The organism is Ruegeria sp. CG11, assembly GCF_056537245.1.
Genome location: NZ_JBQFRE010000037.1, coordinates 1 through 11,970, shown reverse-complemented (window position 1 = coordinate 11,970; position 11,970 = coordinate 1). Strand labels below are relative to the sequence as shown.

The window sequence follows — 11,970 nt, the reverse complement described above, 5'->3', positions numbered from 1 at the left end:
GATCGAGGTTCAGACCGGTACCTATCTCGGCGAGGACGACATCGTCCGCTACGAGGACGTCTACGCCCGCGGCCAGGGCGCAAAGGGCTGACTGCGGTAAAGTTCGCAATCGGTCACTATTGGCTTGCCGTGACGCGCGGCGGCGAAAAGGAGTTCTGTGGCGATACTATCGAATGACCAATGCCAGCGCCGTTCTAGTAGCAGTTAACATCGTACAGTCAGAAAAGATCGGATATACAAATGTTCGTTTCCGGACAATGACTCACGTTTCCAGGCGGAAGCCAATGGGTCCCGATCCTAGAGTCCTAGAGAAGGGGTTTCGGTGGGAAAAAGCACGGCCCTGACTTATTGATGTGTCTTCGAAGATCAGGTTGCCTGAGACGCTTGCGTACCTGGCCTCACAGAAACGGGGGATGGCGTCGCATTACATGAAGTGTCGCCATCAGAACGCAGACATGCATTGCGAGCAGTGTCGCTCCTGCTGCGATCAACCCGAACGTGCCAAGCAAGAGACCAGCGACGAGCGTGCTGGCTATACCTGCGCCGGCAACCCAGACCGCAAGGAGGGAATGGCGGTTCGTGGACACATAAGGCGTCTGCAAAGTAAACCACACGATTTCGACGGCAATGGCGGTCGTCATCAGATAGTGCAGTGTATTCCAGCCGACTACGACATCATGTGTCCACCAGGCAAGGAAACCTGGTCCGAGCGTGACCATGCAAATCCAGTATATGACCGCTCCGGCAATACCTGACCACACCATCAAACGATAAATTCTTATGCCTGTGTCCAAATCTCGTTCACCACTAAGGCGTGCAAAAATCGGTTCGACTGCATAAATAAATATTGCCGCAAACATCCGCCCCACTCGTGTCAGGGTTCTTATGGCTGAGATGATCGTCACCTTGTCCGGTCCGAGTTGGCTGGACACTAGGATGTTTACCCCTTGAATCGTAACAAGATTCGTAACGGTGTAGAGCATGTAAGAGAGGGACGGCACAAGCATACAGCGGATTTGCGCTACGGAAACCAAGCCGAAGCTCGGGCGGGTCCAACTGTGCCTAGCCCAAAGTATGACTGCAGCTGCAGAAAACAAAACGAACTGGAGTACAACAATCGTTATGGCTACGGCCAGGTAACCTCCTCCTGCCAACCCCCATACGCCAAGCGAAATTGCCACACCGAGTTGGTAACTTGCATTGGTGACGACCATCAGCCAATACAGCCCGTTTGCCCGCAATCCGGCCCCGACAGCTCCGAACAGAATTGATCCGGCTGCCACAACAGTCAGCAGGAAGAAAGCCAATGGAACTTGATCGGAAAACTGAGAAATCCTGAGAAAATCGGCAATAGGTAAAAGGCTGGCCAGAGCACTGCCGACAAGCAACATAAGACCTACGACACTCAACATTGTCCAAGCGGACGAGTTGATGATTTTCGCGCGTTCAATGTTCTTTGCGGCCGTCAATCGCGTCATTTCGTTTGCAGCGATCTGCGCCATACCCAAATCAGCAAGCGAAAAAATTGTGCGCAGCGAGTCGATCGCCAGCCAGCCACCGTAAACTTCCAAACCCCAAGTTGAGATCATTATAGGCATGAGCAACAACTGCGTACCTATCGTGACTCCGCGCGCATAGGTTTGGGCACCACTATTGGCGATAAACTCCTTTAATGTTCTTTGCATGATGCCTAGCTTTTGAATCTCTCAATTCGAATACGGGTAAATTACATTTCGCCGACATGAGAACCAGTCCCAAATGCTAAACACCCGGCCACTAGGGCCGGGAGGTACTTTTCCTGTGGTTTGGTGATGCCGATAAGACTCGGTCTTTCAATCTACAGCTCGAACACGGGTTCAAGGGCTAAGATTCTGCCGTGAATTTCGAAGCAAAGATGGACATGACCGAACTCAAGTCTGCGTCGGATAGTTCATCGAAAACGGCAATCGCGGAAACCTCGCCGTGAAAGGGGTCCGCGCCGTCCGGACCGCCAAACAATTGAAACATTTCCGCTGTGTTCGACGGGAGTATAGACGGGTTTTCTACCGAGCTCGGAGCCTGCTCGACCCCATTCACAAACACCTCACCATCATCATAGGTTCCGTCGGCGGGCCTGCGCCAGGCGACCACGGCGTTTGTGCCATCGCCGATGGCAGCGAAATGGATGCCGCCGTCGTTATGGTTCCAAGAGATGCCACTGGTTCCCAAGGTTCCGGATAGACTCCCTACCGTGTCGTTTCCGATATGCCAAAGTCGTTCCTGGGGCGAGGTCGCAATACCCGTCCTGATGGCTGCCACGACTGTCAAACCAGGGTTTTCTTCGAGCCCAAACCGGTTTTCGATTTGAAAAAGCGCGTTGCCCTCGTTCACGACCCGTCCTTTGGTACGGGAAACAGGGGGTTCGATGGTAACTGCGTTTGTGTCTGCAAGGCGGGGTGCAAGGTTTGCAGCCAGGGTCATGTGCCCCGCATTGTCTGGGTGAATGGAGTCCGCCTTTGTGTAGTCGACACCTTCCATGTCGACAAAGTAGAAGCCGGGCCGCGATTCCGATGCGGTTTTGATGTCATCGCGTGTGCTCAACCATTCTGCGGATGGTGTGTTGGGTGCGTAGTGATCCCACGGACCGACAACCCAAACCTGGCCGGTATAGACGGTGCGCAGGGCGTCAAATGCCGCATTCGCTGCGGCTTCGACCCCGCTTTGACCGACATCATTCAGACCAATGGCAATGACGATTTCATTCGGAGTACCGGAAGCCGCTGAGATGCGGTTGAAATCGACTACAATCCTGTCGGCGAGCTTTTTCTCTTCGCCGGAATGATCGTTTACATAGCCTGTGCCGCCGCTGCCACTGGCCACCACGGCAAATTCTTCGGCAGGGCGAAGATGATTAACCCACCCGTCCCACAGAGCGTTAACTCCAGAGGCGGTGGAAAAACTGTCGCCGAATACGATAGTTCTCCACTTTGCAGGGCTTGCACTCACTACGGCTCCGGGCAAGGTCTTGAAACCAAACCAACGCACGTCGCCATAGCCTTCGACGACAACTCGGTTGGCTCTCGGGGGCAGTTTGAAAGACCACCAGCGCCGCCCTGGCCCAATGTTTGATTGGTTGAAGGGGCGGTGCCTGACACCATTGATTGTGACGCGGTATCGGTTGAGCAGGCTGTCGCCTCCGTCAATGCGAATCGCGAAGTCCCGATCGACGACAAAGGAGGCTTGCCACGAGACGCCATGCCCGCCGGATGCCGGGATGTTACCGTAGGTTCGGGTGGCAGACGGAAACTGCCTGCCCAAAAGGCCGTAAAAATCTGCGTCGTGGAACCAGCCTCCGCGCAGGTCGGCATCTTGCGCGCCGTCCTGAAGCAGATGGCTTTCCGCGATCCCTTCGAACGGGGCGGATGGAGCGGATGGTGTGCCGACGGAAATGGCGTTGGGATATCCGGTAAGATAGCGACCACGTGTCTGATCGCTGACCGCTGGCAAATGAATTCCGTTTGCCGATTTGTCCTTCACCGAACCTATGTCTTCCCATCCTTCGGTGACAGGGACTGTGCCAGCTAAATCCTGCGAAAGTGTCGACGCGTCAGTCAAATCGAAAAAGGTCAATGGGTTGTACGCGAGGATGCCCCTATTCCGGCTCTGAACAGCCAGAGATGTGAGAGAAAGGCCGAAATTGATCATACTGGATTACCGCCCTGGCAAGGCATCGCCGGGCGTTCCACCCGCGTAGCATGTTCGGGCGTTACGGCCTGGAAATTAGACTTCGATGGGGGCATTTCCATTGATCTCCACATTGTTAAAAGTTCTGGGGGGTAGCCGCAGGTCAACCCTGAGCCTTTTCGAAACGATTTCAGGGCTTTAAGTTCTAATTGGGGCGACTGATAGGTGATGTCCTGAGGGCTGTGTTTCCCGGGCTGGTAGGTTCGATCTCGTCAGCCCCAAACTAATCCTCGAGTTCTTTATTTTCACTTAGGCAACAGTTCGGTGCTGTGTGAACAAATGCATGGCGAAACCAGATGGATCTCAAATTTCCTTAAACCCAACTTGTCAGCTGGAGCACCCGTATTTGTGCTGGGTAGAACTATGCCTGAGGGTAGGGGTTCAGGTTGTGTCTACTACAAGAAATCCCGGTGCCCAAAATCGTATTGGTCAATGGCTCTCTCAATGATGGAAGGGCCATTTTGAATCGTTGCGCGGGAAACAGGTAAACTTGTTCAAAATTCTAGCAACTCACCGATAACATTCACGGAAGAACAGGTGTTCTCTGGGTGGTGAAGGTTGACATCGCGAATTATGAAAACGTATATGCGCGGCCATATATTTGAAAGCACTTGCGCAATGGCTGTGTCCAAGACTTCGGTCCTTTATTTATCCCCATATTTCTGGCCGGAAGAAATTGGCTCCGCTCCATACAGCGTTGAGTTGGCACGATATTTGTCGACAAAGGGCTATGCTGTTTCAGCGCTGACTTTTCGGCCCCATTACCCTAGCATCCAACCTTTTTTGGAATGGATGGGGGGAGCGCGTGACCAAGAAACTCTCGGTGCTATCGAGATCGAGCGAGTGCCGGTTAATCCGCGTGGTTCCGGGGGTTTCAAGGACCGGATAAAAAACGACCTACGCTTTTTCTTTCGAGCGATTTCACATGCTGTTCGCGGCAGCTGTCGCGACACCAACATCATCATTGGCTATGTCCCGAGCATCCTAACCCTTTATGGTGCCGCTGCCCTGAAACTACGATGCGGCGCACCGATTGTTGCCGTGGTCCATGATATCGAAAGTGGTCTCGCCAGCTCGCTTGGCATTGCCACCAATCCATTGATGCTGAAATTCATGCGCCTGGTAGAACGCATCGGTTTGAACTTCGCCGATGAGGTTATTGTGCTGACCGAAGGAATGAAGACGGAGCTTGAGATCATAGGATGCACGAGGCCAGTTGAAGTGTTGCCGATCTGGTCGCAGGTCGCTTTGGACGCGCCGATTGATCCTTCCGGTCCAGTGCGGGTGATGTACTCTGGTAACTTCGGGAAAAAGCAGAACCTCGACCAACTTCTGCCGCTGTTGTCGCATTTGTCGAACAACGCCCCTGACGTTGAGATCGTAATGCAAGGCGCTGGATCGGAGCGCGCTCGGATCGAAGTAGAAGTGGGCAGGCGCAATATCGGGAATCTGCGCTTCTTAGATCTGGCACCGATCGAAGATTTAATGAGCTCACTGCAAAGTGCCAATGTTCACCTTGTGCCCCAAGCGCTGAATGTGGCGAACTATGCCCTACCATCCAAACTCTTCTCGATTATGTCGGCAGGACGGCCGTTTGTATGTGTCGCTGAACCGGGTAGCCCGCTGGAAACTCTGGCGCAGAAGTCTGGAGCAGGCATCTGTGTATACCCTAATGATGAGGCCCGCCTTTGCCGAGAGGTGGTAGACCTTCTTTCAGACCCGGTTCGACAGCGGCATATGGGAGAAGCCGGGCGCGCCTTTGTACAGCAGCACATGGACCGGGACACAATTCTTGGCAGTTATGCAACCATCTTGCAGCGTCTTTCCCTAGCTGAAAAGCCGTACGTCCCATTGGAGAAAAAGTTTTGAAAACGGCAATTGTCACGGGAATTACCGGACGGGACGGGTCTTATCTGACCGAGTTTCTGTTGGAAAAAGTTTATGAAGTTCATGGGATTAAGCGCCGCGTGTCCTTGTTCAACACGCAGCGGATCGATCATATCTATCAGGACCCGCATGTTTCCGATCCGAAATTGCACCTGCATTACGGTGACCTCAGCGATACGTCGAACCTGACGCGAATCGTTCAGGAAGTGCAGCCGGACGAAGTTTGCAACCTCGGCGCGCTGCGCCTGCTGAAAGCAGCCCTACTTGCGGTCAAGAGCGGTATTGTCCGTGGACAATTGATACGTGGATTCGCCGATGAAGGATGCGCAATGGTCATCGCCAAACCAAAGCAAGCGTTTGCGCGCTGCGGCGATAACCGTGGTGCGTTGTGCAGCCCTCTGCATGGCCTACATGAGGGCCCGAGCGCGGTGCCCAATACGGAGGCCTCTTTCGTCAAGCCGATCAAAAAAGTTGCACAGGTGATTGGATGCAAAACTGACTTGAATTTTCATGCAGCCAATCATCACGGCATCCTGTACAAAATGATTGAAAATTCCCGACCGATATGGCTGGTTCGGGCCTCGAAAATGGTTTTGCCGACGCTTGTCAGGAGTTTGCGGGGGATCGCATGAACGCAGCTGCTGATATAATCGCAATGGATTTCGTTGCGTCGGATCGCTTCGACATGAGAATGCGCAATGTACTCAAGATCGGGTTGGTCCTGAGTCTGCCACTGTTTCTGTTTCAGCTTACGATTGCACCCGAGTTCAGCCTGTTGATGCACTCAGCTTGTGCGCTGCTTGCTGCCGCAATGGTAGCCTTGCATCAGGACGGATGGAGAGCCTTTTTCTATTCGTCGCCTTATTGGACGTTCAGTTTCATGCTACTTATGAATGCGTCCGGGCGCGCGGTTTCAATCGACTACAACATACTCGATCCAGACCGGGCGGCAGCGATTGTGCTTGTATCGCAGTTCGGGGTTGCAGTGGTCGGGTTGATCGACGCACTGGTGCCGGGCCAGCCGCGGAAGGCATCCGCTGCCGCAGTCGAACGGACGGACAATCTGGTGTTTGCCTTATTGGTAAGTTCCATCATTGTACTTGCATTGCGGTTTACCGGCGGCATTTCTCCAATCGTCGCCAAGAGTTTTTTCTATCTTCTTCCGATTCTGGTGACGATCAATTTCCTGCAACGGGGCGCGCGGGCAAGTGATCCCTATTTCCTGGTTTTGTTTGGAGGCTACAGCGCGCTGGCAGTGATCGACAACAGCCGGACGGACCTTCTGTCGTTTGTCCTGTTGGGTGTGGTGCTTCTGATGATTTTCGGCAAGCGCTTCGTGACTTGGCAGCGCGTAGTGTTGGCCTATTTCTTCGCGCGGTTTTTGACAGTTTTTTCTGCCGTTTCTATCGCTGTTCGCCCGCTTCGGGATACGCCAGATCAAATGGTAAGCGAAGCGCTTAGCAGATTATTTTCGTTCGAGACGTTGATCACGCTCCTCAACCCCCTTCACACGCACAGCGCCTCTTACGTTTTTGCGCAGCGCCAAACGGGTTACAGCCTTTTTCGGTCTTACTTTTATGGCGGCGGTGACGCTTCGGTTTTTGACCGCCTTACATTGTTGCCGCAAATGGATATCGTAACCGGTCGTATGCTGCTGCCAACCTACGTTGATTTCGCCAAACTTTGGCAAACCACAATTCCAAGCGCTCTGCCAAATTTCGGTCAACAGAAAATTACAATGCTGGGCGACGAACTTGTTTGGGAGCTTGCGTTACGTTCGAGAGAGAGCGTTGGGCGTCCAATGATCACCTCCCAGGCAGAAGCATGGGCGCTTGGGGGCTATTGGGGCGTATTAATCATATCCATCTTTGTTTTTGCGTGTTGGGCATTCACTTATCGGCTTATGCTGCGCTTTTTCGGCTTGCGAACAGTGGTGCAGGCTTTCAACGCGCTATTGGTGGTTTTCGGCGTTCTGACCACAACGATATTGGGTCAAACTCTTACATTGTTACGGGCGCCCTTGCAGGTTTTACTGCTGTGCGTGCTGATTAGCGTTGTGCTCAACGCGCTAAAGTCGCGCCCGGCCTCGCAAGTACTAAAACCTATATCAAGGCATTCTGAATGAATATTCTATATATCGGGTCAAAGTCTGGGACGTCATTACAACGTGCCGAGGCCACTAAGCGCTTGGGGCATGAAGTTTTACATATTTCTCCCGAACGCTCTCTGCCAAATCGCTGGGCTCTGTGGCTCAACCGACAAGGTGGATTCGGTATCGATCACCTTGTTTCAAGAGCTTTGAAACATGAAATCAATGGCAGAACATTCGACCACATTCACGTAGACAGTGGAGAAGTGATCGGACGCAAAAGCATCGCTTTGCTGCGGGCCGCCGCGCCGACGATCAGCCACTATACGGGCGACAACCCATATGCGATGCCTACACCCGAACGAAAACGCTGGAAACTGTTTCTGCAGGTGGTTGACCAATACGATTTGAATGCGACAGTTCAACGGGACGGTCAGGAAGAAAAAATGCGAATGAAGGGCGCACGCAATCCTCGTGCTGTATTGCAATGCGCCGACGAAGTCGTTCACCGCCAGTTTGAAAACCCTCCCGCGCCGCGCTGGGAATCCGAAGTTGCCTTCGTTGGCACCTGGATGCCTGGTCGGGAGTATTTTATGGAAACGCTTATCGACGCCGGTATTGATCTGGCGATCTATGGCCCGCGTTGGAACAAGGCCGAAAACCACGCGAAACTCAAACCGTATCTACGTAGCAGTTATCTTGAAGGGCGCGATTACGCTGCTGCCATCGCTGGCGCAAAGATAGCGTTGGTCATTTTGAACGCAAAAAACAACGATACCCATACAAACCGTAGCATCGAAATCCCCGCAATCGGAACGGCGATGTGCGCAATACGAACCCCGACCCACGAGAGCCTGTATGAAGATGGTCGCGAAGCAATGTTTTTTGACAATGCCGAGGACTGCGCTGACCGTTGCAAAAGCTTGCTCGCGGACTCAGATCAATTGGCCGCACTTGCCCGGGCAGGTCAGGTCAGAGCGCGAGCCAACGGCAACTTCAATGAACCGCTGATGGCCCGAATAATCGAGCAAGCAACGTGTGCGTGACCATGAACATGCCAGAGAAAATAGTGTTCCTCGGTCTTGAAACTTACAGTCTGTTGGGTGGCCTGCAGCAATTCAACCGCCGCTTCGTCAAGGTTCTGGCAAACCGCGCAGCCGAGAACGGCGGTGCCCGACCGAAAATTGTATTGCGAAGGGACCAGGCTTCAGACATGCCAACAGACGTTGCTGCTGAATTCCATCCGTGCGGCACGTCTACCCTGCAGATGTTCCGCTCAGCCATGTCTGCTGCGCGTGGTGCGGACATTCTGATCGCTGGTCATGTGAACCTGCTACCAGTCCTGAGCGCATGTTCCATCGTAGCACCCCGAGCCCGGAGAATGCTGGTTGTGCACGGCGATGAAGTTTGGGGCGACCCCGTTTATCGCGCACGAAAACCACTGGATGCGCCGATGATGCGGCGGCTCGATCGTGTCATTTCGGTCTCGCAGTTTACTGCCGACCGGATGGCAAACGCGTTCAATCTCTCACACGAAAAGTTCAGCGTTTTTCGCAATGCAGTGGACGAAATTCCGCTTCCTGTTTCGACCCGGCCGAAAAAAAAGAACATTCTATGCGTAACGCGTTTGGCAGCGCATGATCACGGCAAAAATGTCGACAAGCTGTTGCGGGCATTTGTGCTGCTGAAGAAAAAGCAATCAGATGCCATGCTGACAATAGTAGGGGATGGCGTCTTGCGACCCGAGTTGGAGAAACTGTCTCAGAGGCTGGGTGTTTCCGAAAGCGTCGAATTTGCAGGTCGCGTGTCGGACGAAGCACTTGCCGCGGCCTACGCCGGGGCAAAAGTCTTCTGCCTGCCATCCGAAAAAGAAGGGTTCGGCATTGTTTACCTCGAAGCATGGCTTCGTGAGTTGCCAGTCATCTGCGGAGACAAAGATGCGGCCCATGAAATCGTGTCGGACGGTGTCGATGGGTATGTTGTCGATCCGTCAAATCCTGAAGTTTTCTCCGACCGAATTGCACTGTTGTTGGCCGAGACGGGAAAGGCGCAAAAGATGGGTGCGGCCGGGCGGCGAAAAGTAGAAACGCAGTACCTTATGACCCATTACGAAACTCAGCTTCAGACTATTTTAAACAGTGTGACGGCATGAAAATTCTGCGTGTAATTCCAACTGTCGACCCTGCTTACGGAGGCCCGCTGCACGGAATGAACGCCATTTCCGAGGAAATGGCGCGTGAGGGATGGGAAAACGAAATCGTAACACTCGACGCTCCGGATTCGCGGTGGTTGGCTCTAAACCCGGTGTCGGCGACGGGTGTCGGTCCGGGCCTCAGCTCGGTCGGTTATACCGCGAAGCTGGGCCAGTGGATTGCAGACAACGCGCATCGGTTCGACGCCGCGGTTGTGCACGGTGTGTGGCACTGGGCCTCTGTTGGTGGTGGGCGAGGCTGTCGCCGCGCCGGTCTGCCCTATGTGCTATACACCCACGGGATGTTGGATCCTTATTTCCGGCAGATCAAACCGGTTAAGCACTGGGTGAAACAGGCCTTTTGGGCAGCTCAGGGACCCGTGCTGCATCATGCTCACCGCGTGCTTTTCACCGCGCGGCAGGAGGCGGAAGCCGCACGAGGCGGGTTCATTGGGCCAAAATACCACGAGCAGGTCGTGGCCTACGGCGCAGGTGCTCCTCCTGCGTCCGACCCCACCGCAAGAATTGCTGCATTTCGCGCAAAGCTAAACCTGGACGCCGATCACCGCTATTTACTATTCCTAAGCAGAATTCACCCGAAGAAAGGGATTGATCTGTTGATCGGAGGCTTTCGCCAAGCGGCTGGGAAGGACTCAACGCTGCACCTTGTCATCGCCGGGCCTGATCCAGACAACATGATTCCCGGATTTCTTGAGATGGCGCGGGCAGCGGGCATCGAGGGGCGTGTTCATTTTCCCGGTTCGCTTGTTGGTGACGAGAAATGGGCTGCTTTCGAAGGCGCTGAAGCTTTTACCCTGATTACACACCAGGAAAACTTCGGCGTCGTTCTTGCCGAAGCTCTGGCGTCTGGCACACCAGTCATTACGACCCGCCGTACAAACATACATACCGAGCTTTCACAAACAGGTGCGGCCATTATTTGTGATGACACAGGCGCAAGCGCAGGTCAGGCCATTGCCGGCTTTCTCGCCCTGCCTGAAAACGAACGCACCGCGATGCGGCACGCGGCTCGTAAGGGGTACATGACACGATTCACCACGCGCGCTGCAGCCCGGGACCTGATGGCTGTGCTGCAGGATGCCAAGGGTATGTCAAAATGACCGGACCACTGGATGCCATACAGTCGTCCTCGGTAACAGGCGGGGCCAGTTTCAGTGTGTCACATCGGTTGCTCCGGTTGATTTGGGGGCTGTGGTGGCTGCTGTTATGCCGCTGGACGCCACCACCGATGCATTACTGGCGAGTTTGGTCGTTACGTCTTTTCGGGGCAAAAATCCATTCGACGGCTCGTATTTATGGGTCAGCACGGATCTGGTATCCGCCGAATCTCTCGATGGAGAGATATTCCGTACTGGGCCCCCGAGCGAACTGCTACTGTATGGACAAGATCGTGATTGAAGAATTCGCGACGGTCTCTCAAGATGCAGAGCTTTGTGGTGGAAGCCACGATATTGATGATGTCCACGATCAGCTTGTCACCCGACCAATTCACATCGGCAGGCAGGCATGGGTTGCGGCAGGCGCCTTTGTAGGGCCCGGCGTTGCACTGGGCGAAGGCGCGGTTATCGGAGCCCGAGGTGTAACCATGAAGTCCTTGGAGCCGTGGAAGGTTTACGCTGGAAACCCCGCGCTTTTAATTCGTACACGGAAGAAATTTGACCGGGCTGAACTGGTGAACACATAGTTAAATTTGTTCTGCGCTAAAGTGAAAATTGACTTGTGCCCCAAGTTCCCTTCAGTTTGGAGAGTGTCCTTGGGTTGGTAGGTTTGATGGCCTTATGAGGCCAGATTGCCATTGAAGAACTCGACCTAGGTATTCTGTTGGGATGGCCGGATAGCCAAATCGTTTCAGGATATTGTTCCCTTTTTTTGATGTCTGTTGTGATTGGGCATGTGTGGTTTTGATTTTAGTCTTCGCCGAAGAGGTCGCGGGTGAAGACTTTTTTGCTGACGTTTCGTATTTCGTCGGACAGTCGGTTGGCGACGATCAGGTCGGCCTGTTGTTTGAACGCATCCAGGTCGCGGATCACCGGTGAGTGGAAGAAGTGATCCTCGCTCA

General features: G+C 53.7%; 9 protein-coding genes and 2 pseudogenes. 8 read left to right on the top strand and 3 right to left on the bottom strand.

Annotated features, from left to right (window positions below):
- A partial coding sequence (locus tag ACR0KW_RS23720; RefSeq protein ID WP_480807227.1) for a hypothetical protein occupies positions 1-91 on the top strand: 91 nt, incomplete at its 5' end.
- 307 nt (positions 92-398) lie between these two features.
- Here ACR0KW_RS23720 and ACR0KW_RS23715 read toward each other — a convergent pair.
- Entirely contained in the window at positions 399-1,685 is a 1,287-nt protein-coding gene (locus tag ACR0KW_RS23715) for a lipopolysaccharide biosynthesis protein (RefSeq protein ID WP_480807225.1), read from the bottom strand.
- A 178-nt stretch (positions 1,686-1,863) separates the two neighbouring features.
- Positions 1,864-3,684, bottom strand: a complete 1,821-nt coding sequence (locus ACR0KW_RS23710) for an SGNH/GDSL hydrolase family protein (RefSeq protein WP_480807224.1) — start codon at positions 3,682-3,684, stop codon at positions 1,864-1,866.
- Between the two features lie 657 nt (positions 3,685-4,341).
- On the opposite strand from ACR0KW_RS23710, the gene ACR0KW_RS23705 reads away from it, so the two are divergent.
- The 7 genes and pseudogenes from ACR0KW_RS23705 to ACR0KW_RS23675 all read left to right on the top strand — a co-directional run bounded on the left by ACR0KW_RS23705 (position 4,342) and on the right by ACR0KW_RS23675 (position 11,595).
- A complete protein-coding gene (locus ACR0KW_RS23705; protein WP_480807223.1) occupies positions 4,342-5,592 on the top strand; it encodes a glycosyltransferase family 4 protein in 1,251 nt (416 codons plus the stop codon).
- Positions 5,589-5,849, top strand: a pseudogene (locus ACR0KW_RS23700) (GDP-mannose 4,6-dehydratase); the annotation flags it as partial. The gene ACR0KW_RS23705 and the pseudogene ACR0KW_RS23700, both read left to right, overlap by 4 nt.
- Before the next feature lie 389 nt (positions 5,850-6,238).
- Positions 6,239-7,735: a hypothetical protein gene (locus ACR0KW_RS23695; protein WP_480807222.1), complete on the top strand. Its 1,497-nt coding sequence runs from the start codon at positions 6,239-6,241 to the stop codon at positions 7,733-7,735.
- Entirely contained in the window at positions 7,732-8,745 is a 1,014-nt protein-coding gene (locus ACR0KW_RS23690) for a CgeB family protein (protein ID WP_480807221.1), read from the top strand. Before ACR0KW_RS23695 ends, ACR0KW_RS23690 begins: the two co-directional genes overlap by 4 nt.
- Before the next feature lie 2 nt (positions 8,746-8,747).
- Positions 8,748-9,851, top strand: a complete 1,104-nt coding sequence (locus ACR0KW_RS23685; RefSeq protein ID WP_480807226.1) for a glycosyltransferase family 4 protein — start codon at positions 8,748-8,750, stop codon at positions 9,849-9,851.
- Positions 9,848-11,011: a glycosyltransferase gene (locus tag ACR0KW_RS23680; protein WP_480807220.1), complete on the top strand. Its 1,164-nt coding sequence runs from the start codon at positions 9,848-9,850 to the stop codon at positions 11,009-11,011. Before ACR0KW_RS23685 ends, ACR0KW_RS23680 begins: the two co-directional genes overlap by 4 nt.
- Positions 11,012-11,289: 278 nt before the next feature.
- The gene (locus tag ACR0KW_RS23675; protein WP_480807219.1) at positions 11,290-11,595 is read left to right on the top strand and encodes an LbetaH domain-containing protein; all 306 of its coding nucleotides are present in this window, start codon (positions 11,290-11,292) and stop codon (positions 11,593-11,595) included.
- 223 nt (positions 11,596-11,818) lie between these two features.
- On the opposite strand, the pseudogene ACR0KW_RS23670 reads toward ACR0KW_RS23675, so the two are convergent.
- Positions 11,819-11,970 (bottom strand): annotated as a pseudogene (locus tag ACR0KW_RS23670) (UDP-glucose 6-dehydrogenase); the annotation flags it as partial.